This window comes from Micromonospora sp. U56, from assembly GCF_018070095.1.
Taxonomy (GTDB): Bacteria; Actinomycetota; Actinomycetes; order Mycobacteriales; family Micromonosporaceae; genus Micromonospora; species Micromonospora purpureochromogenes.
Map to the genome: position 1 here is coordinate 1 of NZ_JAGPYL010000067.1, position 25591 is coordinate 25591.

The following is a 25591-nucleotide window of genomic DNA, read 5'->3' on the forward strand; positions in this document are numbered from 1 at the left end:
GGTGGGGCGGGGGGCCAGGCGGGTCACTCCTCCGGCGGCTCGACGAAGAGCGCCGCCAGCCGGGGCAGCCGGCGCCGGGCCTCGTCCTCGTCGTCGAAGTCCCAGAAGTCGTTGAGGTCGGGCACCGCGACCGGGTCCCGCTCCGCTGGCAGTTCGGTCGCGGTCGCCTTCCGGTACGCCTCCCACGGCACCGTGAGCATGTCCTCGCACTCGAACTCCTCGCCGCTGAGCGCGGCGGCCCGCACCCGGGGCAGCTCCGCCAGGGAGTCCGGGTCGCTCACCGCCCGGGCGAACACCGCCCGGCCCTGGGTCATCAGCCAGCCCCGGAAGTACTCGAAACCGTCGTCCGAGGCGCCCCCGTTGATCAGGTAGGCCGCGCCCCAGAGGTCGACCCGGTAGGAGGCGGACAGCACCCGCTGCTGGTGGCGCGCGTACCCGACGATGTCCTCCGGGTCCCGCTCGGCCAGCAGGGCGACCGCGCGGGCGGCGACCGCGTCGCCCTCTCCCCCGCCGCCGGCCCGCGCCTCATCGATCAGCTGCCAGAAGTCGTCGGTCCTCATGGTCTGGCAGTCTCCCAGACCAGCTCCCGGCCGCGATCCGGCAGCGGGAACATGGCGGCGAGTCGCGGGTACCGGCGGGCCAGTTCGGCCCCGTCGCCGAGATCCCACCGCTCGTCGACCGGGTCGGGCGAACAGCTCAGCTCCCGCCCCCGGGCCTCGACGGCCTCGTCCAGGCCCTCCTCCTCGCCGGTGACCCGCTCAAACGCCTCGTCCGCGACGTAGTCCAGGCACTCCCACTCGGGCCACTCGTGCTCCGCCCACTCGCGCGGGTGCCGGCCGGCGAGGCGACGCACCTGCGGGACGTCGGCGAGCGCGTCCGGGTCGTCGGCGACCCGCTCGAAGGCCGCCCGGCCGAGCCCGACCAGCCAGGCCTGGAAGTAGTGGAAGCCGTCGTCGGAGCAGAGGCCGCCGCAGATCAGCAGCGCCGCGCCCCAGTGCCGCCAGGTGTCGACCCGGCCCCGCAGCTCGTCGAGCCGGACGGCGAAGTCCACCGCCTCGCCGGCGGGCCGCTCGGCCAGGCGGTCGGTGAGCCAGGCCAGCCGCTCGTCTCCGCTGGCGGTGACGGCGGCGGACCGCTCGATCAACGCCCAGAACTCGTCCATGCGCACGGGGCGGATGCTGCCAGCGCGGTACGACAGCAAGCCGGGACGGACCACGCGGCTGGGCGGGGGCGCACCGGCAGGGCAGCATGGTGGGCGTGCCCGCGCTCCCGGTGCCGTACCACGCCACCGCCGTCCGGCCGGACTGGTCGGCGCTGCCCGCCGGGCTGCGCGCCGCGGTGGCGGACCGGCTCGGCGCGCCGGTGGTGTCGGCGCGTACCGCGACAGCGGGCTTCACCGGCGGGTTCGCCGCCCTGCTGACGGGCGCGGACGGCGGCCGGATCTTCGTCAAGGCCGCCGACCTGACCCACCAGCGGCACCTGGCCGACTGGTACGCCCGGGAGGCGGCGGTCCTCGCCCGGCTCCCGGGCGGCCTGCCGGTGCCCCGCCCACGCTGGGCGCTGACCGCGTTCGGCTGGTACGCGCTCGCCCTGGACGCCGTCGACGGCCGCACGCCCCGGCTGCCCTGGGACCGGACCGAGCTGGACGCCGTCCTCGCCGGGTACGCCGAGCTGGCCGCCGCGCTGGCCGACCCGCCCGCCGAACTGGTCGCCCTCGGCCTGCCCCGCCTGGCCGACCTGGCCCGCGACGACATCCTGTGGTGGGGCGAGGTGGCCGCCGGGCGCGAACCGGTGCCGCCGATGCCGGCCGCCGCGCACGGCCGCCTGCCCGAGCTGGTCGCGCTGGAGTCCCGGCTGCCCGGGTACGCCGCCGGCCGCGGCCTGGTCCACGGCGACCTGCGGGTGGACAACGTGCTGCTCGACGCCGGCGGGCGGGCCTGGTTCTGCGACTGGAACTGGATCTGCCACGGCCCCGCCTGGTTCGACCTGGCCGGCCTGCTGATCACCGGGTACGCCGACGGGCTGCCCGTGGACGCGATCTTCGCCGGCCATCCGGCCACGGTCGGCGCCCCGCCGGACGCCCTCGACGTGACGCTGGCCGCACTGGCCGGCTACTACCTCACCTCCGCCGCCGCGGGCCCACCACCGGCCCCACCCGTCCCGCACCCCGCACCGGCGGTCTCCCCGCACCTGGGCGCGCACCAGCGGTTCAGCGGGGAGCAGGCGCTGCGCTGGCTGGCCGTCCGGCGGGGCTGGAGCTGAGTCGTTTTGGCTCGTCCCGACCGACCTGGTAACCTGGCTCTTCGCGCAGCGATGACGCCTGCTTGTCGCGCGCAGAAGCAGACCAAACCGAGCTATCAAGACGAGGCTGTCGCGTGGCGAACATCAAGTCCCAGATCAAGCGCAACCGGCAGAACGAGAAGCGCCGGCTGCGTAACAAGTCGGTCAAGTCGTCGCTGAAGACCGCCATCCGGAAGTTCAACGAGGCTGCGGAGGCCGGTGACGCCGAGAAGGCCACCGTTCTCATGCGTGACGCGGCCCGCAAGCTGGACCAGGCCGCCAGCAAGGGCGTCATCCACGCCAACCAGGCGGCGAACCGGAAGTCGGCGATCGCGAAGCGCGTCGGCTCGCTCTCGGCCTGACCGAGCGACCTCAGACCTGACCTGAAGCCCCGGGCGACGCCCGGGGCTTCAGGCTGTCCGCCCTCCGGCACCCTCACGCGCCCTGGCCGTCGATGATCGCATGGTCGACTCCGTTCCGCCGACCTGGCGGCATCCGCACCATTGCGACACCGCCATGTCGCCCACCCGCCGGAGTCGATCACGGTCGCGGGCGACCGCGGGCGGGTCAGGACCGGTCGACGGAATCGCCGGTCGGGCCAGCGGGTCCGCGCGCTCCCCACGGCCGGTCCGACGTGCCGCGTCGCCAGGCGGGAGCACCGGGCGGCTCGGCGGCGACCACCATGCCGGGCAGGGTCCGAGGCACCCGCGCCCGCCCGACGACCGGCTCCATCTGCCGCCGGAACCGGTCCCGTTCCTGCTCCGGCACGAGCGCCGCCGAGCGGACGACCCGCTCGGCCACCATGTCGTTGAGCTTGACCATCAGGGCCACGGCGGCGGGCAGCACCACCACCGCCCACCAACTCACCAGTTCGGCCAGGGCGAGCAGCACGGCGAGCGCCACCGCGCCTTCGAAGAAGAGGAAGCAGAGCACCCCACCCGGGTTGACGACGCGCAGTCCGAGCGCCCGGGCGTAGAGCGGGCGGTACCGCTCGTCCTCGCCGGGCACGGTGCTCCACGCCGTCCGGGTGGGGCCGGTCACCGGGCGCCGCCCCGCCGGGCGGCCGCGACGGAGAAGACCGCCTTCTCCAGCGCGTACGCCCGGTCGTCCGCGCCGCCCTTGACCGCCGCGTTGCACTCGGCGGCGGCCCGCATCGCCTCGACCAGGCCCTCCGGGGTCCAGCCCCGGGCCCGTTGCTGCGCGTTCTTGATCTTCCAGGCGGGCATGCCGAGGGTGCTGGCGAGCTGGTAAGGGTCGCCCCGGCCGGCGGCGGCGACCCGGGCCACGGTGCGCACCCCGTCGGCGAGGGCGTCGGCGATCGGCACCGGGTCGACCCCGACGTGCAGGGCCCAGCGCAGCGCCTCCAGCGCCCCCGGGACGTCGCCGATCATGGTCGCGTCGGCGACCGTGAAGCCGGTCACCTCGACCCGGCCCCGGTAGTACCGGGCCACCGTGTCGGCGCCGATCCGCCCGTCGGTGTCGGCGAGCAGCTGGGAGCAGGCGGCGGCCAGGTCCCGCAGGTCCCCGCCGACGGCGGCGATCAACGCCTCGGCGGCGTCCTCGGTGCACTTCCCGCCGCTGCGGCGGATCTCGTCCCGGACGAACGCCACCCGCTCCCGGTGCCCCTTGAGCTTCATCGCGGGGACCACGGTGGCGCCGGCCGCCTTCAGCCCGTCGGCGAACGCCTTGCCCTTCGCCCCGCCCAGGTGCAGCACCACCAGTTGGACGTCCGGGTCGGGGTTCTTCGCGTACGCGAGCAGCGCGGTCGCGAGATCCTTCCGGGCGTCCTGGCCGGACCGGAGCACCAGCACCCGCCGCCCGCCGAAGAGCGAGGGGCTGAGCATCTCGGCGATCTCGCCGACCGTCAGCGACCCGGCCTGGTACTCCCGGACGTCCACGTCGGGGTCGACGCTGCGGACCTTTGCCACCGCTTCCGTCACCGCGCGCGTGGCGAGCAGTTCCTCGTCGCCGAGGACGAGCAGAATGGGAGGCAGGCTGGCGGCGGTCACGCCGCCCATCTTGGCACGGTCCACCGGGGGATCGTGCCTGGTCACTGGCGGCTGTGACGGCGGACCCCGCACTCAGCGCAAATCCAGACATTTACGTTAATGCGGGCCCACCCTCACAATGCGCCTCGATCCGGCGACCGCCCTCGACCCGGTCACCGGCGTCCCGGCGCGACGCCCCGCGTCACCACCGCCAGGCCCTGCCGGCCGGTCACCACCGCCACGTCCCCGTCGGTGTCGGTCCGCAGCACCCGGACGCCGCCCCGGGTCAGCCGGGCCAGCAGCGACGGGCTGGGGTGCCCGTAGTCGTTGTCGACGCCGACCTCGACCACCGCGACGGCGGGCCGGACCGCGTCGAGGAACGCCGGATCCTGGTACGCGCTGCCGTGGTGAGCGACCTTGAGCACCTCGGCCCGCAGGCCGTCGGGCGGCACCCGGTCCAGCAGAGCGCGCTGCTCCTCGGTCTCGGCGTCCCCGGCGAGCAGGATGCGTATCCCCGCCACGGTGGCGCGCAGCACCAGGGAGTTGTTGTTCGGGTCGGACCGGGTGCCGTGCAGCGGGTACGGCGGACCCAATGCGACCAGCTCCACCCCGCCCGCCCGGTACGACCAACCCGCCTCGGTGGCCCGGAGAACAACAGCGCCGGCCGCCGCTACGAGGTCCCGCCCGGCCGCCGGCTCGGCGAGCCCCGGAGTACGCACCTCGACCACGCGCCGCCCCCGGAAGACCCCGGCGACACCGCCCACGTGGTCGGCGTGGAAGTGGCTCACCACCAGCAGCGACACCTCCCGTACGCCGAGTCGGCGCAGGCAGCCGTCCACGGCGGACGGTTCCGGGCCGGCGTCGACCACCACGGCCCGACCGGCCGCCACCGGCAGCACCAGCGCGTCGCCCTGGCCCACCGCGCAGCCGACGATCACCCAGCCGGCCGGCGGCCACCCGCTGGCGAGGATCCGGACGGGCAGGGTGCCGAGGACCACCGCGGCGGTGCCGACCGCCACCAGCCGGCGCACCACCGGCCGCCGGGCGGCGAGCAGCAGCGCCACGGTCAAAGCTGCCAGCAGCAGCGCACCCGGCACCCCGCCGGGCCAGGGCACCGTGCCCGCCGGCAACCGCGCGCCGACCCGGGCGACGGTCACCAGCCACCAGGCCGGCCAGCTCGCCAGCCAGGCGGCGAACTCCGCGCCGGCCGGCCACACCGGCGAGACGGCGGCGGCCAGCACCCCGAGCACCGTGGCGGGCGCGATGGCGGGCACCGCCAGCAGGTTCGCCGGCACCGCGACCAGGCTGACCGTGCCGGAGATGCCGGCCACCACCGGCCCGCAGGCGAGCTGCGCCGCCGCCGGGACGGCCAGCGCCTCGGCCAGCCCCGCCGGTACGCCCCGGCGCCGCAGCGCGTCCCGCCACCTCGGCGCCAGCAGCAGCAGTCCTCCGGTGGCCAGCACGGACAGCGCGAAGCCGGCGTCCCCGGCCAGTTCGGGGTCCACCAGGACCAGGACAGTCACGGCGGCGCTCAGCGCGGGCAGCGCCGCCCGAGGCCGCCCGGCGGCCAGCGCCGCCAGCCCGATCGCCCCCATGGTCGCGGCCCGTACCACGCTCGGCGAGGGGCGGACCAGGATCACGAAGCCGACCAGGGCCAGCCCGCAGAGCACGGCCGCCACGCCCGGGCCGGCCCGCGCCCAGCGGACCAGGAGCAGTACCGCACCCACCACGATCGCCACGTTGGAGCCAGAGACGGCGTTGAGGTGTGTCATCCCGGTGGCCCGGAAGTCCTCCTCGACGGTGGGCGGCAGTCGGCTGGTGTCCCCCACCACCAGCCCGGGAAGCAGCCCGCCCTGGTCGTCCGGGAGCGGGGCGCAGGCCCGTTGCAGGCCGGCGCGGAGCATACCGGCGGCCCGCTGGAGCCACGGCGGTGGACCGTGCGCCACCGGCGGGCCCGGCACGATCAGCACGGCGGCGGTCAGGTCTCCCCCGCGCGGCGCGGTCAGCCGTCCCTCGGCGGTGAGCCGCTGCCCCGGCAGCCGCCCGCGCCAGGCCGGGTCGGTGGCCAGCACCAGTACCCGTACCGGGGCGCTGACCCGCCGGCCGTCGGGGTCGGTGAGGCGGATCAGTTCGGTGGCCACCAGCAGCGTCGCCGGCCGACCGGGAGCGCCGCGGATCGGGCGGGGATCGTCGCGGAGCACCAGCTCGGCGGTGACGCGGACCCGGTCGTCAACCAGGGCGCGCAGCGGGGCGGCGTCGCGGACGTGCAGGCGGGCGGCGGTGGCGCTGGCGCCGCAGACCACCCCGATCAGCACCGCGACGGCGATCCAGCCGTACCGGCGGACGGGCCCGGCCGGACGGCCGAGCACGCCGAGCAGATGGGCGGTGACCAGGCCGGCGAGACCAGCGGCGGTGGCGGCGAGCAGCGCGGCCGTCGGCGCGGTGAGGTGCAGGCAGGCCAGCGCGGCCAGCCACGCCGCCACCGCCAGGCCGGCGAGCCGCAGGTCCGGCGGCTCGCCGGATGACTCCACCCCGAGGGCCGACCCGCCGAACCGCTCCGGCCGACCGCCGGCCACACCGGACACCGTCCCGCCCGGACGGACCGGTCCAGCCGCTGCCACCTTCCCGTGCGCAGGTCCACGAACCCGCTTCGGCCCCGGCCTCACACCGTCACCAGGTCCTTGAGCTGTTCGTAGCGGGCGTCGCCGATGCCCTCGACCTGGCGCAGGTCGCCGACCGAGCGGAACCCCCCGTGCTGGTCGCGGTGGGTCAGGATGCGCTGGGCGAGCACCGGACCGACCCCGGGCAGCCCGTCGAGCTGCGCCAGCGTCGCGGTGTTGAGGTTGACCAGGCCGCCCGGGACGCCCGGGTCACCGGCGGCCGGGGGCGCGGCGGCGCCGGGCTGGCCGGGCGGCGCGGCGACCCCGACCAGGATCAGCTCCCCGTCGGCCACCTTGCGGGCCGGGTTGAGCAGGGCCACGTCCACGCCGGGGAGCGCACCGCCGGCCGCCTGCACCGCGTCGGCGACCCGCGCGCCGGCCGGCACCCGCACCAGTCCGGGGCGGCGTACCTTGCCAGCGACCGCGACGACCAGCTCGCCGGAACCGGTCGCGGTCGCCTCGGGGGCGGTGGACACCTCGGGTGCGGAAACCGACGCCACCGGGCGCACCGGTTCGGCCTGTGGGCGGGACCGCCAGGCCCAGAAGCCGGCCCCGAGCACCACGACCACCGCGACGGCGGCCAGCGCCCGCACACCGCGGCGACCGGGATCGAAGGCACCGGGGACGGGGAGCCGCGACGCCGGGGCGACGGTGGGAACGTCCTCGTCGGGTAGCGGCATCCCGTCGTCGGCCTCCCCGTCCAATGCCCAGGCGGTAGATGTCAGCGGAGCGGAATCTCGCGAGCGCCCGGGCTGGGACGGCGGCGCGGCCGAATCGGCGAAGCGCCCAGGCCGGAAGGCATGCGGCGGCTCATTGAACGGCCCAGACCGGGGTGCCGGCGCCTGCTCGGTGTGTCCTGGCGTGGTCCGCCGGAGGCGCGGGCCTTCCCCCTCCGACGACGTTGCCCCGACCAGCCGGAACAGCCGCTGCCGCACCATCGTCTCCTCGTCGTGTGACACGAGGCGAGGCTAGGCAGGGAAGGGCAGGTGCCAGCGGCCGACGGTCAGCGCCTGTGGACGAGGGATCGCCCTGTGGACAGTCGCCTGATCATGCGCCGCCGTGCTACGTCACCCGGACGGCTCGGCTGGCCATCTACTTCTGGAACATGACGGAAGCGATATCCGCCATAACGCCTAGAGCCCAATCAAGCTGACGACATTTGTCCCTATCCCGGCACTCAAGGCATCCCCCTGCTCGCCATGGCTGGTCAAGTGCCCGGCTCCAGTGAGCGTCGATGATCCTCATCATCGCGAACAGCTCATCTGCGGAAGTGATGTCGCCGTCATCCATCGGCACGCCGGGCACCTTCCGTCAACTCACGATGAAGGTCCGCCCTGGGGGCAGAGTCCGTGCGTCGTGCTCCCCAGAGCGGACGGCCCGGATACCTCGGATTGCTGAAGCCCAGGAGCATCCGGACACTGTCTCACTGTAGCCACTGTCTCACTGTAGTCAAGTTTTCACTGTGCTCACTTTGCCGGGTTGTCCGCTTGTCCTGATCATCTTCGGGCTGGAAAAATGATCTCCGCTGAAGTCCAGGAGAGCCGATCATGCCAACCAGACCACCGCACTATCGGCGGGTCGCCGATGACATCGAGGCCAAGATTCGTTCTGGCGAGTACGGGCCTGGGCAACAACTGCCATCGGTTTCCGAGATCGGCGAGATTTACAACGTCGCCCGGTCAACCGCGTACCGCGCTGTCAAAGAACTGCATGAGCGGAACCTCATTTACGGGCAACAGGGTCAAGGCGTCTTCGTCGCCGAGCCTGACTAAGGGATGTCTCGCAACCCCGGCGTCTGTCGGTTGAGGACTTCGGTCAAGATGCTGGGTGCAAGTGATCACCGCAGCTGACCCTGAATTGGTCTTCCCGTTCACGGGGCTGCAGCCCGGCCAGTTCCGCAAGCTGGTCCGCCTGGTCGCCGTGCGTGGGGTGACGACATCTCCGACGGCGGCCGGGTCCTCAGTTGGCCCTGGGCCTCGCCGACCGGGTGCTGCTGATGGCCACCTACTGGCGGACAAACCTGACCATGCGGCAGATCGGGCCGCTGTTCGGGGTGTCGCACTCCGCAGCGCATCGGGTCATCGACACGCTCGGCCCGCTGCTCGCCCTCGCGCCGGTGCGCCGGCGGCCGGTCGACCAGATCCCATCGTCGACGGCAGCATGATCCCCAGCCGCGATCACCGCCTGGCCGTCAAGAGTAAGAACTACCGGTACTCGACCAACCTGCAGGTCGCCATCGACGCCCGCACCCGCCTGAGTCATCGGCGTCGGCGACCCGGAACCCGGCAACCGCAGGGACACGATCGTCTACCGCAACAGCGGCATTGACCGCCGGTCCGGTGCCGGGCAAAGCCCTCATCCAAGTCACGAGATGCCCCTCAGAGAGGACGAAGTGAACAGCCAGTTCATCGTCATCACCGGCGGACCCGGAGCCGGCAAGACCACGCTGATTGACAGCTTTCGGCGTGCCGGATACGCCTGCGTCGACGAAGCGGGACGACAGATCATCCAGGACCAGATGTCGATCGGCGGTCAGGCGCTGCACAACGGGGACTCACGACTGTTCGCCGAGATCATGCTCAGTTGGGAGATCCGCTCCTACCGCCAAGCCAGCCAGCATGCCGGACCCGTCTTCTTCGACCGGGGGATCCCGGACCTGGTCGGCTATTACCTCCTGCTCGGCCAACCCGTTCCGGCGCACGTGACAGCCGCAGCGCAGCTGTTCCGCTACCACCAGCGGGTTTTCATCGCCCCGCCCTGGCCGCAGATCTACACCACCGACAGCGAACGACACCAAGACTTTGCCGAAGCCATGCGAACCCACGAGGCCATGGTTGCCGCCTACACCCACCATGGCTACGAGCTCAGCACCCTGCCCCGCAGCGATGTCGCCTCTCGGGTCGAGTTCGTCCAGCAACGCACAGCAGCCGTCGAGCACTGATCGCCTCGCCCAACCTGCGCGAGTTACGAGACGTTCCTTAGGTTGCATCTACACCTGTAACGAACAGCCGCCGGCGATCAGGGGGCCTCCGGGTCCAGCCCCAGCACCGCCCGTCCCCCGTCGACCGGCAAAGTCACCCCGTTCACAAACGTCGCCGAGAGCAGGAACGCCACCGCCTCCGCCACCTCCTCGACGCGACCGGTCCGGCCGACCGGGTGCAGCCAGGCCAGCTCCGCCTCGATCCACTCCACCTCAGCGGGCTCCCGTTCGGCCAGGAACGCGGCGTGCCGCTCGGTGTGGATCGACCCGAGCGCGACGGCGTTCGTGCGCACTCCCCGGGGCCCGTACTCCACGGCCAGCGCCCGGGTCAGCCCCTCGACGGCCGCCTTGGCGGTGGCGTACGGCAGGCAGCCCGGCACCGGCCGGCGGGCCTGGTGGGACGAGACGTTGACGATCGCGCCTCCGGTGCCGGCGGCGAGGAACCGGCGTACCGCCGTCGCCGCGCCGACCAGGGCCGGGCGCACGTTGAGTCCGATGAGGTCCCACACCTGCGCCGGCGGCGCGGAGTGCACCGAGGCGTCCCGGAACACCGCCGCGTTGTTGACCCAGCCGGCCAGCGGCGCGGCCCGCTCGGCCAGGTCGGCGGCGTGCCCGGCGACCTGCTCGTCCGCCGCGTCGCCGAGCACCGGCACCAACCGGTCGGCGGCGGGATGCGCCGGCAGCCACGCCAGCGCGTCCGGGTCCCGCTCGACGACCACCACCGTGCCACCGGTGTCGAGCAGCCGTTCCGTCACGGCGCGGCCGACACCACGGCCACCGCCGGTCACCACGTACGACATCGTCCACACACCCGAGATCAGGGCCGGCGGTGCACGACCACGCTGGCCAGACCCGGCCCGGCGTGGGCGGCGACCACCGCGCCGGCCTCGGAGACGTACGTGTCGTGCAGCCGGTCGCCGAGCCGCTCGGTGAGCGCCGCCAGGAGCTGCTCGGCCCGCTGCGGCGCGGCGAGGTGGTGCACCCCGAGGTCCACGTCGGCGTCGCCGGCCGCCTCGACGGCCAGGTCGACCAGGCGGGCCACGCCCCGGCTGGCGGTGCGCACCTTGTCCCGGACCACGATCGCGCCGTCCGGCATGTGCATGATCGGCTTGACCGAGAGGGCGGTGCCGAGCAGGGCCTCGGCCGCGTTGATCCGGCCGCCCCGGCGGAGGAACTCCAGCGTGTCGACGTAGAAGTAGATGGTGGTGCGGCCGACGGTGTCCTGGGCGGCCTGCCGTACCCCGGGAAGGTCGGCGCCGGTCGCGGCGGCCGTGGCGGCGGCGAGCACCGGGAAGCCCAGGCCCATGCCGGTGGCGCGGCTGTCGACCACCTCGACCCGGTCGCCCAGCTCGGCGGCGGCCAGCCGGGCCGCCTCGACGGTGCCGGAGAGTTCCGCCGACAGGTGTACCGACACGACGCCGTCCGCGCCGGCGTCGAGCAGTTCCCGGTACGTCCGCGCGAACTGCTCGGGGGCCGGGCGGGAGGTGCTGACCGAGACCCGCCGGCCGCCGAGCACCCGGGTGGCGTCGGCGGGGAAGGTCTCGATCCCCTCCAGCCCCTCCGCCCCGTTGAGCACGACGGTCAGGGGCACCACGGTGAGCCGGTGCGCTTGCACCAGCTCGGGCGGGAGGTAGGCGGTGGAGTCGGTGACGACCGCGACGGGCATGCCCGGCACGCTAGCCGATGTCGCGCCAGCGTGCCCGGGCCGGATGACTCAGACCGGTTCGCCGGGTGCCGGCCGGGTGATCAGCCCGACATTGTGGGCGCGCAGGTGCCAGCCCGGGACCGTGCGCCGCTTCACGCCGTCGTCGTACCGCAGCTCGGTCCAGTGGCAGTTCTGCAGGGAGCCCACGGTCCGCAGGACCGCGTGGTCCCAGCCGAGCAGGTAGCCACAGCCCTGCCGGGCCCCGCCCCCGTGGGTGGTGACCACGACGGTGCCACCGGGGACGAGGTCGGCGGCGTCCTGGAAGGCGGCGCCGATCCGCTTGCCCAGGTCGTCGAGGGTCTCGATCTCGGCGCCCGGGTCCGGGGCGCCGGCCCGCCAGCGGGCGTACTCGTCCGGGAAGCGCTCGGCGACCTCGGTCAGGGCCAGCCCCTGCCAGCGGCCGAAGTACCGCTCGCGCAGCCGGACGTCGGTGCGTACCGGAAGGCCGGTGACCGCCGCGAGGGCGGCGGCGGTGTCCGCGGCCCGGCTGAGGTCGGAGGCGACGATGGCGTCCGGACGCAGGGCCGCGAGCAGCGGCGCGGCGGCGCGGGCCTGCTCGCGGCCCAGGTCGTTCAGCGCCACGTCGGTCTGCCCCTGGACGCGGCTGGTGGCGTTCCAGTCGGTGTTGCCGTGCCGCCAGACGATCAGGCGGGTCATTCCGCGGTGGAGGTGCCGGCGGAGGCGTCCGCCTCGACCAGGTCCCGATCCACGAACGGGATCTGGGGGCAGTCCTTCCACAGCCGGTCGAGGGCGTAGAACTCGCGCTCCTCGGTGTGCTGCACGTGCACGACGATGTCGACGTAGTCGAGCAGCACCCAGCGGCCGCCCCGCTCGCCCTCGCGGCGCACCGGCTTGGCCTTCTCCGGCAGCTCGAGCAGCCGCTCCTCGATGGCGTCGACGATGGCCAGCACCTGACGCTCGTTGGGGGCCGCGGCGAGGACGAACGCGTCGGTGATGGCGAGCTGGTCGCCCACGTCGATGATGACGATGTCCTGCGCCTTCTTGTCGGCCGCGGCCTGGGCGGCGGCCATCGCCAGCTCGTGAGCGCGTTCGGAAACTGTCACCGTTCTCCTTCGATCAACCGTACGACCCTCCAAGCGTCTCATACCCGGGTGCGCGACGACTTGTCAGTTCTAGTCGATTATCCGGACAGATGCTCACATACCAGGCCAGTTCACTGCTGGTAGAGCCGGCGTTTCGCGATGTACTGCACCACACCGTCCGGCAGCAGGTACCAGACCGGCTCCCCCCGGGCCACCCGCTGGCGGCAGTCGGTGGAGGAGATCGCCATCGCCGGGACCTGCACCAGGCTCACCGTGTCGGCGGGCAGGTGCTTGTCGGTGAGCTCGAACCCGGGGCGGGTCACGCCGATGAAGTGGGCCAGCTCGAAGATCTCGTCCAGGTCCTTCCAGGAGAGGATCTTCTCCAGCGCGTCCGCGCCGGTGATGAAGTAGAGCTGCACCTTCGGGCCGTACTCGGCGTGCAGGTCGCGCAGGGTGTCGACGGTGTAGGTGGGGCCACTGCGGTCGATGTCCACCCGGCTGACCTGGAAGCGGGGGTTGGAGGCGGTGGCGATCACCGTCATCAGGTAGCGGTCCTCGGCGGGGCTGACCGGCTCGTCCACCTTCTGCCACGGCTGACCGGTCGGGACGAAGACCACCTCGTCCAGGCCGAACCGGTCGGCCACCTCGCTCGCCGCCACCAGGTGCCCGTGGTGGATCGGGTCGAAGGTGCCGCCCATGATGCCGATCCGCCGGATGTCTTCCTCCACCCGACGATCGTAGGCCGGGGACGGCCGGCGGCCCGTCGGGGCCGCCGGACCGTCCCAACCTCCGGCCCGACTCAGGCGGACGCGGCGGCCACCGCCGTCCGCGCGACCAGCGCGCGGCGCAGGTCATCGTCCAGGTCGGTGACCCAGCGGCGCAGCCCGGGCGTCAGGTCGTCGCGGGCGAGCAGCGCCGCGGCCAGCTCCCGGGTGGGCTGCGCCACGGCGTACCGGGGGAACGCCAGGGTGGTCACCCGGTCGGCCGTCCAGGCGGTACGCAGCCGCGCGGCCGCCGGCATGTCGGCGAAGTACCGCTCGACGTACGGCGCGGTCAGCTCGGCCTGCTCCGGCTGCCAGAAGCCCTCGGCGGTCGCCTCGACCAGCCGGTTGGACAGTTCCGTGCTGCTGGTCACGATCTCCCAGGCGACCCGCTTGGCCTCGGCGTCCGGCAGCGCCGCCCGGCAGCACGCGGCCCGCTCCGCCCCGGTGGCGCTGCGGTCGGCGGCCGCCTGCGCGGCGATCTCCGGCTCGCCCGCCGCACCCAGCACCACCAGCCGCAGCAGCAGCGCCCAACGCAGGTCGGTGTCCACCGCCAGCCCTTCCGGCACCCCGTCCCCGGCCAGCCAGCCGGCGAGCAGCCCGGTGTCGGTGCTGGCGGCGATCAGACCCCGCGCTGCGGCGAGCTGCAACGAGCCGCCGGCCGGCGCCCCGGCGAGCAGCGCGGCGCACGCCCCGGCGACCCGCAGCAGCGCGGCGTCGCGGGCCAGCGGGTCGAGGTAGCGGTCGATCAGGCCGCGGCTCAGCGTGAGCACGTCCTCGGCGATGATCACCTCGGTCTCGGCGGGCAGCGCCGCGGCGATCAGCGCGACCACGGCGGCGACCGGGCGCTCGCCGTCCCGGGCGGCGTCCAGCGCCTCGCCCCAGAGCAGCGCCCGGGCGAGCGGGTCGGGCAGCCCCGGCAGCACCAGCGGCACCGCGTCGGCGGAGGCGGCGTCGAGGCGGATCTTGGCGAAGGTCAGGTCGCCGTCGTTGGGCAGCAGCAGGCCGGTGGCGGGCTCGCCGACCAGCGCGGTCAGCTCGGTGCGGCCCTTGTCGGTGTCCGGGTCGAGGTCCACCTCGATGCGGCGCACCGTGCCGTCGGGGGCGTACCGGCCCACGCCGACCCGGTGCGGGCGCAGCACGGGGTGGGCGTCCGGGGCGGTCTGCACCAGGGCGGCGTCGACCCAGCGGCCGTCGGCGTCCACCGCCGTCTCCATCCGCAGCGTGTTGACCTGGGGGCGGCGCAGCCAGCGCTCCGCCCAGTCGGTGAGGTCCCGGCCGCTGGCCGAGCTGAGGCTGGCCAGCAGGTCGGCCAGGGTGGCGTTGCCGAACCGGTGGGCGGCGAAGTGGGCGTTCAGGCCGGCCAGGAAGGCCTCGTCGCCCAGCCAGGCGACCAGCTGCCGGAGCACGCTGGCGCCCTTGGCGTACGAGATGCCGTCGAAGTTGAGCAGGCCCTGCGCGGCGTCGCGGACCTCCTGCGGAGCCACCGGGTGGGTGGAGGGACGTTGGTCGGCGGTGTACCCCCACGCCTTGCGGCGCATCGCGAAGGTCGTCCAGGCCTGGTCGAAGCGGGTCGCCTCGGCGGTCACCCGGGTGCCCAGGTACTCCGCGAACGATTCGTTGAGCCACAGGTCGTCCCACCACCGCATGGTCACCAGGTCGCCGAACCACATGTGCGCCATCTCGTGGGCGATGGTGGTGGCCCGCAGCTCCCGCTGGGTGTCGGTGACCGCCGACCGGAAGACGTAGTCGTCGCGGAGGGTGACCAGACCCGAGTTCTCCATCGCGCCGGCGTTGAACTCCGGCACGAACGCCTGGTCGTACTTGGCGAACGGGTAGCGCTCGGCGAAGAGCTGATGGAAGCGGTCGAGGCACTGCCGGGTGACGGTCAGGATCTCGTCGATGTCGGCGTCCAGGTGCTCGGCCAGGGACCGCCGGCAGTAGACACCGAGCGGGATGCCGTCGTGCTCGGCGCGGCGTACGTGCCAGGGGCCGGCGATCAGCGAGACGAAGTACGTGGCCAGCGGCGCGGTCGGGGCGAACTCCCAGCGCCCCGGCCGGGGGTTGGCGGCGAGCTGCCCGTTGGCGGCGACCGTCCACTCCGGCGGGACGGTCACCGACAGGGTCACCGGCGCCTTCAGGTCGGGCTGGTCGAAGGCGGCGAAGAGTCGCTGCACGTCGTCCAGGAAGGACATCGCGTAGAGGTAAATCTCGCCGTCGGCCGGGTCGACGAAGCGGTGCATCCCCTCGCCGGTGTTCGAGTACGCCATCTCGGCGGTGACCGTCAGCGTGTTCTCCCCGGCCAGCCCGGTCAGCGGCAGCCGGTTGTCGGCCAGCGCCTCCGGGTCGAGGTCCCGGTCGTTGAGGCGCGCCCCGAGCAGTCGGGCGGGTTTGACCTCGACGAAGGTGTCGGCTCCGGGGGTGGCCCGGAACCGGATGATGGCGGTGGAGCGGAACCGCTCGCCGCCGCCGGTCAGGTCGAGGTCCACGTCGTAGGACTCGACGGTGATCAGCGCGCGACGCGCGGTCGCCTCTACACGGGTCAGGCTCGGCATCCGCTTATCCTGCCCGACGGGGAACCGGACGGGCTCCCCATGACGCGTGGTGATGGAGGACGAACAATGGGTCAGCATCCCAAGGGCGATTTCGACCTGTCCCGGGCGGTCTGGCAGCGAGCCGAGGGCGACACCTCCGACAGCGCGGTCGAGGTGGCCTTCGTCGACGACCTGATCGGCATGCGCAACTCCGCCGAGCCGGACGGGCCGGTGCTGGTCTTCACCCAGGCCGAGTGGGACGCCTTCGTCGCGGGCGCGCAGGACGGCGAGTTCGACCTGGACTGAGCGCCGCGCGCCGCGGGGCCGGGGTACGCCCGGTCGACGTCGGGCCGGCGGCCCGGCGGTGTCGCCCGCCATCGGGACACCGCCGGTCGCCGGCCCGCCGCGGCTCACCCGTCACCCTCGCCCCAGCCGAGGCCACCGGGGCCCGCGGCGTGGTGGAAGCCGGGATGACCGGCCACGTCGGCGCAGCGCTCGCCGTCCGGCCCCGGCGCGCCGCAGAAGAGCCGCTCGGCCCGGTGCCAGGCGTCGGCCGGTGAGAGGGCTGCCGCGCCGAGCACCAGCTCCGGACGGAGCAGGCTCAACGCCTCGGCGTACGCGACGGCGAGGTCGCGGGCCTGCTCCGGCCCGTCCGCCTCGAAGCCGAGGTGGGCGGTGAAGCGCCGGGGCGGCCGGGGCGCCCGCCGGGCAACGGTGATCAGCGGTGGACCGTCGGCTCCGCCGGACCGGCCGCTCCCGAACGCCTCGAGCGTCCGCCGCTGCCGCCAGTACGGCGGCCTGTTGTCCCGCATCGGCCCTCCCCGTCGTCACGCCGGCCGCACACCCGTGGCCGCCCCGGTGACGAGGAAACCAGGTTTCCGGCGTCCTGGGAGGGGCCAGCGGACGGCTCGTCGACTGGCCCACACCCCCGGGTGCCCCGCCGGCCCCCACGGCGCCGGTCCGGGCGGGATTCAGTGGGCCCGACCTGGGTAACGCAATTCGGTCGACCAGTGCGGCCGGCCGCTGTCACCCGCGTCAGGAGAGTCCGATGGTCACCACGCCCGTCGACCGCAGCCCGGAGGGCTCCCTGGCGTTCCTGCGCGAGGGATACCGGTACATCGGCTCCCGCTGCGACCGCTACGGCAGCGACATCTTCCAGACCCGGCTGCTGCTGGAACGGACGATCTGCCTGCGCGGCCGGCCGGCGGCGGTGCTCTTCTACGACCCGGAGCGGTTCCAGCGCGAGGGCGCGATGCCCATGCGGGGCCAGTGGACGCTGACCGGTCGGGGCGGCGTACAGGGGTTGGACGGATCGGCGCACACCGACCGCAAGGGCATGCTCTTGTCGATCATGACGCCCGGCGCGGTCCGGCAGCTCGGGCAGCTCTTCGCCGACGAGTGGACCACCCGCATCCCGGTCTGGGAGCAGTCCGGTCGGGTGGTCCTCTACGACGAGGTCGCCCCGATGCTGACCCGGGCGGTCTGCGCCTGGGCGGGCATCCCGCTGGCCTCGAGCCAGGTCGCCCGCCGCACCGACGAGCTGCACGGAATGATCGACGCTCCGGCGGCGCTCGGACCCCGGCACTGGCGCGGGCTGCTCGCCCGCCGCCGGGGCGAACGGTGGGCCGGCGACGTGGTGGAGCGGGCCCGGGTCGGCACGCTGCCCGTGCCGGAGGGCAGCGCGCTGCGGGCGATCGCCGAGCACCGGGACGCCCAGGGCCGGCTGCTGCCCCGCCGGGTCGCCGCGGTGGAGCTGCTCAACGTGCTGCGCCCCACCGTCGCCGTCGACCGGTACGTGGTCTTCGCCGCCCTGGCCCTGCACGACCACCCGGCCTGGCGGGAGCGGGTCCGGGCCGGTGACGAGGCCACCGAGTGCTTCGTGCAGGAGGTCCGCCGCTACTACCCGTTCTTCCCGGTGGCCGCCGCCCGGGTCCGGCGCTCCTTCGACTGGCAGGGCCACCACTTCCCGCGCGGCCGGCGGGTGCTGCTCGACCTGTACGGCACCAACCACCACCCCGACCTGTGGCCGAAGCCGGAACGGTTCCGCCCGGAACGCTTCGCCGGCTGGCGCGACGACCCGTACGGCTTCGTGCCGCAGGGCGGCGGCGAGCACCTCGGCGGGCACCGGTGCGCCGGCGAGTGGATCACCATCGAGCTGATGAAGCGCGCGGTCACCATGCTGACCACCGCCATGCGGTACGAGGTGCCACCGCAGAACCTGGCCCTGAACCTGGGCCGGATGCCGACCCTGCCGCCCAGCGGCTTCGTCATCGACGCCGTGCGCCGCACCGGCTGAGCCCCGGCCCGGCGCGACGCACGCGACGTCGGTCAGGCCATCGCCGGGTGCAGGACGCTGCGCAGGCACGCGTCCTGCTTCTTCTCGAAGATCTCGTAGCCGCGCACGCCCTCCTCCAACGACATCGGGTGGGTGGCCAGGTAGCCGGGGTCGATCTCGCCGGCGGCGAGGCGGTCCAGCAGCATCGGGATGTAGCGCTGGGCGTGCATCTGCCCCATCCGCAGCACCAGGGCCTTGTTCATCGCCGCGCCGAGGGGGAACTTGTCGACCAGCCCGCCGTAGACGCCGACGATGCTCACCGTGCCGCCCTTGCGGCAGGCCATGATCGCCTGGCGGACGGAGGTGGGCCGGTCGGTGCTCAGCCGGGCGCTCTGCTTGGCCTTGTCGTAGGCGTACGCCGGGCCGACGTCGTGCGCCTCCATGCCGACCGCCTCGATGCAGGCGTCCGGTCCCCGGCCGGCGGTCATCTCCCGCAGCGCCTCCAGCACGTCGGTCTCGGCGTAGTTGATGGTCTCCACCCCGAGCCGGTCGGCGGCCGTGGCGAGCCGCTCCGGCAGCCGGTCGATGACGATGACCCGCCCGGCGCCGAGCAGCTGGGCGGCGCGGGCGGCCAGCTGGCCCACCCCGCCAGCACCCCAGACCGCCACCACCTCGCCGCCGGAGAGACCGCAGAAGTCGGCCGCCATCCAGCCGGTGGGCATGGCGTCGGAGGCGAAGACCACCGCGTCGTCGGGCACCCCGTCGGGGACCTTGAACGCGCCGACGTCGCCGAACGGCACCCGGATGTACTCGGCGTGGCTGCCGGAGTAGCCGCCGGCGGCGTGCGAGTAGCCGAGGATGCCGGCCGGCGAGTGGCCCCACAGCTTCTCCGGCACGACCGGCTGCGGGTTGGAGTTGTCGCAGAGCGAGAACTGCTCGGTGCGGCAGTACCAGCAGCCGCCGCAGGCCACCACCGAGCCGACCACCACCCGGTCGCCGACGCGCAGCCGTTGCACGCCCGGCCCGGTCTCCACCACCTCGCCCATGAACTCGTGGCCGAGGATGTCGCCCTCCCGCATCGCCGGCAGGAAGCCGTTGATCAGGTGCAAATCGGAGCCGCAGACGCTGCTGGCCCGGACCTTGACGATGATGTCCCCCTCGGCCCGGACGCGCGGCTCGGGCACGTCCCGGACCGCCAGCTTGCCGACCCCTTCCCAGCACAGCGCCCTCACGCCCGTCCTCCCGTCGTCAGCCGCTCGCGGACCTGGTCGGTCGCGGCCTCCTGTGCGGGGCTGCGCCCGGAGGGGTCGTGCCGGGTGTCGATCACCTGGCCGGCCTCGATCAGCGACTTGATCCGCCGCAGCGCGTCGCGCAGCGCCAGGTCGGGTTCGTCGCCGCGGGCCAGGCCCAGCAGCCGGCCCAGTGGGCCGCCGGCGCGGTAGCGCAGCTCGGCTCGGATCTCGGTGCCCCGGTCCTGCGGCGCGGGGGCCAGGTCCACGTGTCCCTGCTGCGGCACCGGGCCGTCGGTGACCCGCCAGCTGAGCCGGCCGGGACCGTCGACGGTGATCTCGGCCCGCCATTCGGTGCCGCCACCGGCGGGGTCGCTGGCGACGCAGCGCCAGCGGTTGTCGTCGAGCTGTTCGAGGGTGGCCCACTCGGCCAGGGCCCGGTCCAGTCGTTCCCGATCGGTCCAGAAGCCGATGACGGCGTCCATCGGCCGGTCCACGGTGATCCCCCGGCGCACCACGTACCAGCCGCCCTGCCGGTCCGGCTGGTGCCGGCGGCGCCGCCGGGCCACCAGCCGGCCGACCCCGACCGCGGTCGCCGTGGTGGCGCCGAGCAGCGCCCACCTCGTTCCGTTGCTGGTCATCACGTCTCCTCCGCCCGAGCGCCCGGAGATGGCGCCCGCATCCCGGTGCGCTACCCGACGTGAACGCGTCGAAACGCCCCGTTTGATCGGTCGGGTTCCGGGCATGCCGTCACGAACACCGTTCCCGGGAGGCAGCGTTGCCCTTCGACGCGAGCGAGTACGGCCGGCACATCCCCGCGGACGTCTACGACCTGGCGTTCGCCCACCTCTCCCCCGACGCGGCCGTGGACCGCCTGGCGGCGCTCGCCGACGGCGGCCCGGTCTGCGAGTTCGGCATCGGCACCGGCCGGCTGGCCCTGCCGCTGCGCGAACGGGGGCTCACCGTGGCCGGGATCGACGGGTCGGCGGAGATGGCCGCCCGGCTGCGGGCAAAGCCGGGCGGCGAGCGGATCGAGGTGTCCATCGGCGACTTCACGCAGGCTCGCGTTCCGGGCCAGTTCGCCCTGGTGCTGCTCGCGTTCAACACGATCTTCGCGCTGCCCGACCAGGACGCCCAGGTCGCCTGCTTCCGCAACGCCGCCGCGCACCTGCGGCCCGGGGGCCGGTTCGTGGTGGAGGCCTGGGTGCCCGACCCGGGCGCGTTCCGGGGCGGCACGGCGCTGCGCCCGGTGCACGTCGCGCAGGACGCGGTGCTGCTGGAGGCGGCCCGGTTGCACCCGGCCGAGCAGCGGATGACCACCACCAAGATCCGACTCGGCAACGACGGGGTGCGGCTGCTGCCCGCCAACCACCGCTACGCCTGGCCGGCCGAGCTGGACCTGATGGCCCGACTGGCCGGGATGAGCCGGGAACACCGGTGGGTCGACTGGTCCGGCGGCCCCTTCACCGACGACAGCCGGGAGCACGTGTCCGTGTACCGGTGCCCGGAGTCGGCGTGAGCGCCCCGGCCCGGCGCCGGCCGGTCGCCGGTCCACCGGTGGCCGCCCCCGAGCCGTCGGCCGTTGCCGCCGGTCCGGTCCCGCCCGAGCCGGCGGACCCGCCCGCGGTCCGCGCGCCACAGCGCGGCGTCCGCCCGGATCGGCTCCCCGTCGAGTACGTCCTGCCGCTGCGCTGGTCCGACGACGCCGACCTGGCCGAGCTGACCGGGTACCTGCGGTCGATCGCCGCGCTGGTCGACGTGACCGTGGTGGACGGCTCCCCGCCGGAGGTCTTCGCCCGGCACGCCGCCGCGTGGCGCGGCGTCCTCCGGCACGCGGCCCCCGACCCGGCGGTACGCGGGGTCAACGGCAAGGTCCGCGGCGTGCTCACCGGCGTCGCGATGGCCCGGCACGAGCACGTGGTGATCGCCGACGACGACGTCCGGTACGACGAGCCGGGGCTGCACGCCGTGCACCGGCTGCTCGACACCGCCGACCTGGTCCGGCCGCAGAACTACTTCGACCCGCTGCCCTGGCACGCCTGGTGGGACACCGGTCGGACCCTGCTCAACCGGGCGCTCGCTGCCGACTACCCGGGCACCCTGGCGGTGCGCCGGAGCACCTTCCGCGCCATGGGGGGCTACGACCCGGACGTGCTCTTCGAGAACCTGGAGCTGATCCGCACGGTGCGGGCGTACGGCGGGACCGAGGCGGCACCGGCCGGGCTCCACGTACGCCGGCTGCCACCGACCGCGGCGCACTTCCGGGGCCAGCGGGTCCGCCAGGCGTACGACGACCTGGCCCAGCCGGTGCGGCTGCTCACCTCGCTGGCGGTGCTGCCCGGCGTGCTGGCCGCGCTGGCCGCCCGCCGGCCCGGTGCGCTGCTCGTGGCCGGCGCCGCGACGGTCGCCCTGGCCGAGCGGGGCCGGCGGCGGGCCGGTGGCGCCGCGGTCTTCCCGCCGACCACCGCCCTGGCCGCCCCGCTGTGGCTGCTGGAGCGCGGCACCTGCGCCTGGCTCGCCCTGGCCCGGCGGGTCCTGCGCGGCGGCGTCCGGTACGCCGACGGCCGGGTACGCCGCGCCGCCCACTACGAACACACCCTCCGCCGCCGCCGCACCGCGCGCTGATCCCCGGCGCCCGCACTGGCGCGGACGAGGAGCGCGATTCAGCCGTCACACCACTCGCGGCCACGTCCCGGCGGAAGCCGGGAGTGGCCGCGAGGTGCGGTGTACGACGTAGGTGCCCCGGGTCAGTACCGCACCTGTTCGCGGGACTGCTGCGCCTGGTCCTTGACGTCCTGGGCGGCCGACCTGCCGTCGTCCTTGACGGCGTGGACGGCGTCCTGCGCGGTGGACTTCACCGACTCGGTGGCCCGCTGCGCGGGCTCGCGCAGCTCCTCCTTGATCTCGCCGGCGACCTCGCCCAGCTTCTCCTTCACCACCCCGCTGTGCTCGGTGGCCTTCTCCTTGACCTGGGCGGCCAGCTCCTGCTCCCGGCGGGTGGCCGGGATCAGCGAGGACACCAGCATGCCGACGCCGAAGGCGATCAGGCCGGCGGCGACCGGGTTGCCCTCGGACTTCTGCCGGATCACCTGCGGCGCCCGCTGGGCGGCGTCACCGACCGTCGAGGCGGCCGAGTGGGCCTTGTCGCCGACGGTCGAGGCGGCGGAGTGGGCCTTGTCGCCGACGGTCGAGGCCGCCGAGGAGGTGCGGTCGCCGACCGAGTGGGCGGCGTGGCCGGTGCTGTGGCCGAGATCGGAAGCGCTACCCATAACTTTTTCCCTCACATTCTGCAGCGCGCTGCGCACCCGCTGCTTACGGTCGTCGACGATGCGGCCGGGGCTGACCTTGTACGCCAGCGCGTCCACGTCGGAGCTCAGGCTGTTGCGGGTCGCCTCGATCTCCCGGCGGATCTGGTCGGGATCGGTGCTCATCGGGTGACTCCCTCCGGGTGGGGCTTCAGCGCGTCGGGGATGCGCTGCACGCTGTCGTTGGTCTGCTTGAGGCCGCGAATACGCTCGGCGTTCTTCTTGGCCATGGAGTAGAGGACGGCGGCGATGACCGCCCAGATCACGGCGACGATCAGCGCGGCCAGGCCCGCATCCAGCACGTTGTCCAGGGCCTGCCACAGCGCGATGGACAGGAACAGCGCCACCATGTAGCCGCCGAAGCCGGCGCCGCCGAAGAGACCGGCGGCCTTGCCCGCCTTCTTCCCCTCCTGGCGGATCTCGGCCTTGGCCAGCTCCACCTCCTGCCGCATCAGGGTGGACAGGTCGGCGGTGACCTGACGCATCAGCTCACCGAGGGAACTGCCCCTGACCTCGTCCGCGGTGTGCGGCGCACCCGCGGGGTGGTACCCGGAGTCCAGTCCGGACCCCTGCGTCGGCATGCTCATGCCGCCGCCTCCCTTCGGATGACTCGTACGCTCACGGACGCGGGGTGCCGGTGCCGCTGGACGGCACGCCCGGCAGCGGGTCGGTCTGGGTCACCGGGGGCAGCGGCTGGCCGGTGCCGCCCGCCGGGTCGGCGTAGCTGGTGGTGCCGCCGTTGTCCGGGTAGGCCGTGCCGGAGTAGCCCGGGGTCGGGTCGAGGTAGCCGCCGTTCGGCACCGCGCGCTGCACGGGCGGCGTCGGGATGACCTCGGTACGGTCCGGGTCGGCGTAGCCGCCGCCGTACAGGCCGTGGCTGCCGGTCTGGTCGTCGCCGGCGGAGGTGATGCCCTTGGTCAGCCGGCCGGCGAGCACGCCCAGCAGGGCCGCCCCCACCAGGAAGGTGCCCGGGTTGCGGCGGGCGTAGGTCTTGACCTCGTTGAGCAGGTCACCCGGCTCGCGCTCCTCCAACCAGCCGGCCACGCCGTGCACCCGGTCGGCCGCCTGGTGGGCCAGCTCGGTCACCGGGCCGCCCGCGCCGCCGTTCTGCGCCATCGAGCGCATCTCGTCGGCCAGCGAGCGGAGCCCGCCGGCCGCCCGGCGCTGCTGCGCGCCCGTCTGGCTGGCGAGCTGGTTGCGGGCCTCGCCGTAGAGGTTGCGGGCCTGCCGCCTGGTCTCGTCGACCACCTCGCGACCCTGCTCCTTGGCGGTCTGGGCGACCGCGCCACCCGCGTTGGCGGCCTCGGCGCCGACCTGGCGGGCCTGGTCGCGGACGCCACCGCCGTTGCTGTGCTCGCTCTCGTAGGTGGAGGACGAGGATGACAGATCGTAAGTCATGGTTTTCCTTCCGCTCGGCACTTGTGCGGCTCTGCGCTCGGGGGATCGCCGACCGTCACATCGGCGCAAACTTTGACTACCCCCGGTCGTCGGGTCCATGCCTGAATCGCCATTTCTCTACGGTCCGTGTCCTGATGGCTACAGAATTGAGGATCGTCCGGCTGCGACCGGCAGCTGCTGCGTGGAGGTGACATCGATGGCACGAGACGCGCGCGGGCGTGGCACGGCCGGGCCGAAACCCCGGATCCAGCTGGTCGCGCTCGTGGTGGCCGTGATCTTCCTGCTGCTCGGGGTGCTCGGCTTCGTCCCGGGCGTCACCACCGGGTACGGCGACCTGGCCTTCGCCGGTCACCACTCGCAGGCGAAGCTGCTCGGCCTGGTCCAGGTGTCGATCCTGCACAACCTGCTGCACCTGCTCTCCGCACTGCTCGGGCTGGTGATGGCCCGCCGGGTGGCCGGCGCCCGGCTGTTCCTGGCCGGCGGGGGTGCCGCCTACCTGGGCCTGTGGCTGTACGGCTTCCTGCTCGACCGGGACGCCATGGCCAACTTCATCCCGCTCAACGGCGCCGCCAACTGGCTGCACCTGGGGCTCGGCTTCGGCATGCTCACCCTCGGGCTGCTGCTCTCCAACGACGCGGGCACGGGCGGCCGGCTGGACAACGCGATCGACCGCCCCTGAGGCACGGCGCCCGGAGCGCCCGGCGTGTCCGAGTTTGATCCTTGCCGGATCCGGGCACCGAAGCGTCAGGCACAGGGACGAGGAGGTCACGATGCCGCGGTGGATCAGGAACAACGCGCTGAGCATCACCATGCTGGGCGCCTTCTTCGTCTTCCTGTCGCTGCAGAGCGTCTTCGGGTGGCAGACCCACAACGAGGAGCTGGCCGAGTACGGCGCCCAGCCGATCGACTGGCTGGCGTACCTGGGCACGGGGCACTTCGCCGAGTCCGTCTTCGAGAACTGGGAGTCGGAGTTCCTCCAGATGGGCGGCTACGTGCTGCTCACCGCGTACCTGGTGCAGCGGGGGTCGGCCGAGTCGAAGCCGGAGGGGCAGACCGACCGCCCGGAGGACGACGAGCGCCGGGCCGGGCCGAAATCACCGTGGCCCGCCCGGGTCGGCGGCCTGCCGCTGATGGTCTACCGCAACAGCCTCTCGCTGGCCCTGCTGCTAATCTTCGCCGGCTCGTTCGTCGGCCACCTGCTCGGCGGCGTGGCCCAGTACAACGAGGAGCAGGCGCTGCAGAGCGGTGCCGCCCCGATCAGCGCCTGGCAGTTCCTCGGCACCAGCGACTTCTGGTTCCAGTCCATGCAGAACTGGCAGAGCGAGTTCCTGGCCGTCGGCGCGCTGATCCTGCTGAGCATCGTCCTGCGCCAGCACGCGTCGCCGGAGTCGAAGCCGGTCACCGTGGAGCACGCCCAGACCGGCGCCTGACCC

The 25591-nt window shown here is 73.8% G+C and carries 28 protein-coding genes and 1 pseudogene; 11 read left to right on the plus strand and 18 right to left on the minus strand.

Translation table 11 applies throughout. The annotated features are described in order from the left end of the window. Positions 1 to 23 precede the first annotated feature (23 nt). Positions 24 to 560, minus strand: coding sequence for a DUF4240 domain-containing protein (locus tag KBX37_RS21335; protein WP_210777698.1), 537 nt, complete (start codon positions 558 to 560; stop codon positions 24 to 26). Further along, complete coding sequence (locus tag KBX37_RS21340) at positions 557 to 1162, minus strand: DUF4240 domain-containing protein (protein WP_210777722.1); 606 nt, start codon at positions 1160 to 1162, stop codon at positions 557 to 559. The genes KBX37_RS21335 and KBX37_RS21340 overlap by 4 nt, the downstream gene beginning before the upstream one ends. An 86-nt stretch (positions 1163 to 1248) precedes the next feature. Between KBX37_RS21340 and KBX37_RS21345 the strand changes: the two genes are divergently transcribed. Then, entirely contained in the window at positions 1249 to 2262 is a 1014-nt protein-coding gene (locus KBX37_RS21345; protein WP_210777699.1) for a phosphotransferase family protein, read from the plus strand. A gap of 113 nt (positions 2263 to 2375) precedes the next feature. Then, positions 2376 to 2642, plus strand: a complete 267-nt coding sequence (gene rpsT, locus KBX37_RS21350; RefSeq protein WP_154942482.1) for a 30S ribosomal protein S20 — start codon at positions 2376 to 2378, stop codon at positions 2640 to 2642. A 205-nt stretch (positions 2643 to 2847) separates the two neighbouring features. Here the strand turns inward: rpsT and KBX37_RS21355 are convergent, their stop codons facing one another. The 4 genes from KBX37_RS21355 to KBX37_RS21370 all read right to left on the minus strand — a co-directional run bounded on the left by KBX37_RS21355 (position 2848) and on the right by KBX37_RS21370 (position 7887). Beyond that, positions 2848 to 3321 (minus strand): hypothetical protein, encoded by a 474-nt coding sequence (locus KBX37_RS21355; protein ID WP_307849146.1) that lies wholly within the window; start codon positions 3319 to 3321, stop codon positions 2848 to 2850. Continuing rightward, the gene (gene holA, locus KBX37_RS21360; RefSeq protein WP_210777723.1) at positions 3318 to 4298 is read right to left on the minus strand and encodes a DNA polymerase III subunit delta; all 981 of its coding nucleotides are present in this window, start codon (positions 4296 to 4298) and stop codon (positions 3318 to 3320) included. The genes KBX37_RS21355 and holA overlap by 4 nt, the downstream gene beginning before the upstream one ends. Before the next feature lie 143 nt (positions 4299 to 4441). Beyond that, positions 4442 to 6844, minus strand: coding sequence for a ComEC/Rec2 family competence protein (locus KBX37_RS21365; RefSeq protein WP_210777700.1), 2403 nt, complete (start codon positions 6842 to 6844; stop codon positions 4442 to 4444). An 86-nt stretch (positions 6845 to 6930) separates the two neighbouring features. After that, positions 6931 to 7887: a ComEA family DNA-binding protein gene (locus KBX37_RS21370; protein WP_210777701.1), complete on the minus strand. Its 957-nt coding sequence runs from the start codon at positions 7885 to 7887 to the stop codon at positions 6931 to 6933. Between the two features lie 588 nt (positions 7888 to 8475). Here KBX37_RS21370 and KBX37_RS21375 point away from each other — a divergent pair. From KBX37_RS21375 to KBX37_RS21385, 3 genes and pseudogenes are all read left to right on the plus strand, one after another. Continuing rightward, positions 8476 to 8700, plus strand: a complete 225-nt coding sequence (locus KBX37_RS21375) for a GntR family transcriptional regulator (protein WP_088960769.1) — start codon at positions 8476 to 8478, stop codon at positions 8698 to 8700. 55 nt (positions 8701 to 8755) lie between these two features. Continuing rightward, positions 8756 to 9254, plus strand: a pseudogene (locus tag KBX37_RS21380) (transposase family protein); the annotation flags it as partial. 66 nt (positions 9255 to 9320) lie between these two features. Then, positions 9321 to 9869 carry an AAA family ATPase gene (locus KBX37_RS21385; RefSeq protein WP_307849147.1) on the plus strand — a complete coding sequence of 183 codons (549 nt, stop codon included), beginning with the start codon at positions 9321 to 9323 and terminating at the stop codon, positions 9867 to 9869. A 77-nt stretch (positions 9870 to 9946) separates the two neighbouring features. Here the strand turns inward: KBX37_RS21385 and KBX37_RS21390 are convergent, their stop codons facing one another. From KBX37_RS21390 to pepN, 6 genes are all read right to left on the minus strand, one after another. After that, a complete protein-coding gene (locus tag KBX37_RS21390; RefSeq protein WP_210777702.1) occupies positions 9947 to 10708 on the minus strand; it encodes an SDR family NAD(P)-dependent oxidoreductase in 762 nt (253 codons plus the stop codon). A 17-nt stretch (positions 10709 to 10725) separates the two neighbouring features. Beyond that, complete coding sequence (locus KBX37_RS21395; RefSeq protein ID WP_210777703.1) at positions 10726 to 11574, minus strand: DegV family protein; 849 nt, start codon at positions 11572 to 11574, stop codon at positions 10726 to 10728. Positions 11575 to 11622: 48 nt separating this feature from the next. Continuing rightward, positions 11623 to 12270 carry a histidine phosphatase family protein gene (locus tag KBX37_RS21400; protein WP_210777704.1) on the minus strand — a complete coding sequence of 216 codons (648 nt, stop codon included), beginning with the start codon at positions 12268 to 12270 and terminating at the stop codon, positions 11623 to 11625. Next, positions 12267 to 12677, minus strand: coding sequence for a ribosome silencing factor (gene rsfS / locus KBX37_RS21405; RefSeq protein ID WP_088960765.1), 411 nt, complete (start codon positions 12675 to 12677; stop codon positions 12267 to 12269). The genes KBX37_RS21400 and rsfS overlap by 4 nt, the downstream gene beginning before the upstream one ends. 110 nt (positions 12678 to 12787) lie before the next feature. Then, complete coding sequence (gene nadD, locus KBX37_RS21410) at positions 12788 to 13384, minus strand: nicotinate-nucleotide adenylyltransferase (RefSeq protein WP_210777705.1); 597 nt, start codon at positions 13382 to 13384, stop codon at positions 12788 to 12790. Between the two features lie 71 nt (positions 13385 to 13455). Further along, positions 13456 to 15972: an aminopeptidase N gene (gene pepN / locus KBX37_RS21415; RefSeq protein WP_210777706.1), complete on the minus strand. Its 2517-nt coding sequence runs from the start codon at positions 15970 to 15972 to the stop codon at positions 13456 to 13458. 66 nt (positions 15973 to 16038) lie between these two features. On the opposite strand from pepN, the gene KBX37_RS21420 reads away from it, so the two are divergent. After that, positions 16039 to 16257 carry a DUF397 domain-containing protein gene (locus tag KBX37_RS21420; RefSeq protein WP_067312494.1) on the plus strand — a complete coding sequence of 73 codons (219 nt, stop codon included), beginning with the start codon at positions 16039 to 16041 and terminating at the stop codon, positions 16255 to 16257. Between the two features lie 104 nt (positions 16258 to 16361). On the opposite strand, the gene KBX37_RS21425 is transcribed toward KBX37_RS21420, so the two are convergent. After that, a complete protein-coding gene (locus KBX37_RS21425) occupies positions 16362 to 16763 on the minus strand; it encodes a hypothetical protein (protein ID WP_210777707.1) in 402 nt (133 codons plus the stop codon). 236 nt (positions 16764 to 16999) lie between these two features. Here KBX37_RS21425 and KBX37_RS21430 point away from each other — a divergent pair, with 236 nt between their 5' ends. Beyond that, positions 17000 to 18247 carry a cytochrome P450 gene (locus KBX37_RS21430; protein WP_210777708.1) on the plus strand — a complete coding sequence of 416 codons (1248 nt, stop codon included), beginning with the start codon at positions 17000 to 17002 and terminating at the stop codon, positions 18245 to 18247. 32 nt (positions 18248 to 18279) lie between these two features. On the opposite strand, the gene KBX37_RS21435 is transcribed toward KBX37_RS21430, so the two are convergent. Together KBX37_RS21435 and KBX37_RS21440 are read right to left on the minus strand one after the other, a co-directional pair. Beyond that, positions 18280 to 19458, minus strand: coding sequence for a zinc-dependent alcohol dehydrogenase (locus KBX37_RS21435; protein ID WP_210777709.1), 1179 nt, complete (start codon positions 19456 to 19458; stop codon positions 18280 to 18282). After that, positions 19455 to 20096, minus strand: a complete 642-nt coding sequence (locus KBX37_RS21440) for a cyclase (RefSeq protein WP_210777710.1) — start codon at positions 20094 to 20096, stop codon at positions 19455 to 19457. The genes KBX37_RS21435 and KBX37_RS21440 overlap by 4 nt, the downstream gene beginning before the upstream one ends. A 137-nt stretch (positions 20097 to 20233) precedes the next feature. Here KBX37_RS21440 and KBX37_RS21445 point away from each other — a divergent pair, with 137 nt between their 5' ends. Further along, entirely contained in the window at positions 20234 to 20974 is a 741-nt protein-coding gene (locus KBX37_RS21445) for a class I SAM-dependent methyltransferase (RefSeq protein ID WP_210777711.1), read from the plus strand. Next, entirely contained in the window at positions 20971 to 22080 is a 1110-nt protein-coding gene (locus tag KBX37_RS21450; protein WP_247658618.1) for a glycosyltransferase family 2 protein, read from the plus strand. The genes KBX37_RS21445 and KBX37_RS21450 overlap by 4 nt, the downstream gene beginning before the upstream one ends. 122 nt (positions 22081 to 22202) lie before the next feature. Here the strand turns inward: KBX37_RS21450 and KBX37_RS21455 are convergent, their stop codons facing one another. The 3 genes from KBX37_RS21455 to KBX37_RS21465 are packed head-to-tail and all read right to left on the minus strand — an operon-like array spanning position 22203 to position 24158. Further along, the gene (locus tag KBX37_RS21455; RefSeq protein WP_210777712.1) at positions 22203 to 22886 is read right to left on the minus strand and encodes a DUF3618 domain-containing protein; all 684 of its coding nucleotides are present in this window, start codon (positions 22884 to 22886) and stop codon (positions 22203 to 22205) included. After that, entirely contained in the window at positions 22883 to 23347 is a 465-nt protein-coding gene (locus KBX37_RS21460; RefSeq protein ID WP_210777713.1) for a phage holin family protein, read from the minus strand. The genes KBX37_RS21455 and KBX37_RS21460 overlap by 4 nt, the downstream gene beginning before the upstream one ends. A 31-nt stretch (positions 23348 to 23378) precedes the next feature. Further along, positions 23379 to 24158: a hypothetical protein gene (locus tag KBX37_RS21465; protein WP_210777714.1), complete on the minus strand. Its 780-nt coding sequence runs from the start codon at positions 24156 to 24158 to the stop codon at positions 23379 to 23381. A 196-nt stretch (positions 24159 to 24354) separates the two neighbouring features. On the opposite strand from KBX37_RS21465, the gene KBX37_RS21470 reads away from it, so the two are divergent. Together KBX37_RS21470 and KBX37_RS21475 are read left to right on the plus strand one after the other, a co-directional pair. After that, entirely contained in the window at positions 24355 to 24837 is a 483-nt protein-coding gene (locus tag KBX37_RS21470; RefSeq protein ID WP_210777715.1) for a DUF4383 domain-containing protein, read from the plus strand. A 91-nt stretch (positions 24838 to 24928) separates the two neighbouring features. Next, entirely contained in the window at positions 24929 to 25588 is a 660-nt protein-coding gene (locus KBX37_RS21475; protein WP_210777716.1) for a DUF6766 family protein, read from the plus strand. The last annotated feature ends 3 nt before the right edge of the window (positions 25589 to 25591 follow it).

Coding starts and splice junctions, on each gene's coding strand:
- KBX37_RS21455 (WP_210777712.1), bottom strand. CDS start 22,886: ATGAGCACCGATCCCGACCAGATCCGCCGGGAGATCGAGGCGACCCGC.
- KBX37_RS21475 (WP_210777716.1), top strand. CDS start 24,929: ATGCCGCGGTGGATCAGGAACAACGCGCTGAGCATCACCATGCTGGGC.
- holA (WP_210777723.1), bottom strand. CDS start 4,298: ATGGGCGGCGTGACCGCCGCCAGCCTGCCTCCCATTCTGCTCGTCCTC.
- KBX37_RS21395 (WP_210777703.1), bottom strand. CDS start 11,574: ATGCCCGTCGCGGTCGTCACCGACTCCACCGCCTACCTCCCGCCCGAG.
- KBX37_RS21440 (WP_210777710.1), bottom strand. CDS start 20,096: ATGACCAGCAACGGAACGAGGTGGGCGCTGCTCGGCGCCACCACGGCG.
- KBX37_RS21400 (WP_210777704.1), bottom strand. CDS start 12,270: ATGACCCGCCTGATCGTCTGGCGGCACGGCAACACCGACTGGAACGCC.
- KBX37_RS21340 (WP_210777722.1), bottom strand. CDS start 1,162: ATGGACGAGTTCTGGGCGTTGATCGAGCGGTCCGCCGCCGTCACCGCC.
- KBX37_RS21375 (WP_088960769.1), top strand. CDS start 8,476: ATGCCAACCAGACCACCGCACTATCGGCGGGTCGCCGATGACATCGAG.
- pepN (WP_210777706.1), bottom strand. CDS start 15,972: ATGCCGAGCCTGACCCGTGTAGAGGCGACCGCGCGTCGCGCGCTGATC.
- KBX37_RS21470 (WP_210777715.1), top strand. CDS start 24,355: ATGGCACGAGACGCGCGCGGGCGTGGCACGGCCGGGCCGAAACCCCGG.
- KBX37_RS21335 (WP_210777698.1), bottom strand. CDS start 560: ATGAGGACCGACGACTTCTGGCAGCTGATCGATGAGGCGCGGGCCGGC.
- KBX37_RS21345 (WP_210777699.1), top strand. CDS start 1,249: ATGGTGGGCGTGCCCGCGCTCCCGGTGCCGTACCACGCCACCGCCGTC.
- KBX37_RS21430 (WP_210777708.1), top strand. CDS start 17,000: ATGGTCACCACGCCCGTCGACCGCAGCCCGGAGGGCTCCCTGGCGTTC.
- KBX37_RS21460 (WP_210777713.1), bottom strand. CDS start 23,347: ATGAGCATGCCGACGCAGGGGTCCGGACTGGACTCCGGGTACCACCCC.
- KBX37_RS21390 (WP_210777702.1), bottom strand. CDS start 10,708: ATGTCGTACGTGGTGACCGGCGGTGGCCGTGGTGTCGGCCGCGCCGTG.
- KBX37_RS21420 (WP_067312494.1), top strand. CDS start 16,039: ATGGGTCAGCATCCCAAGGGCGATTTCGACCTGTCCCGGGCGGTCTGG.
- KBX37_RS21425 (WP_210777707.1), bottom strand. CDS start 16,763: ATGCGGGACAACAGGCCGCCGTACTGGCGGCAGCGGCGGACGCTCGAG.
- KBX37_RS21465 (WP_210777714.1), bottom strand. CDS start 24,158: ATGACTTACGATCTGTCATCCTCGTCCTCCACCTACGAGAGCGAGCAC.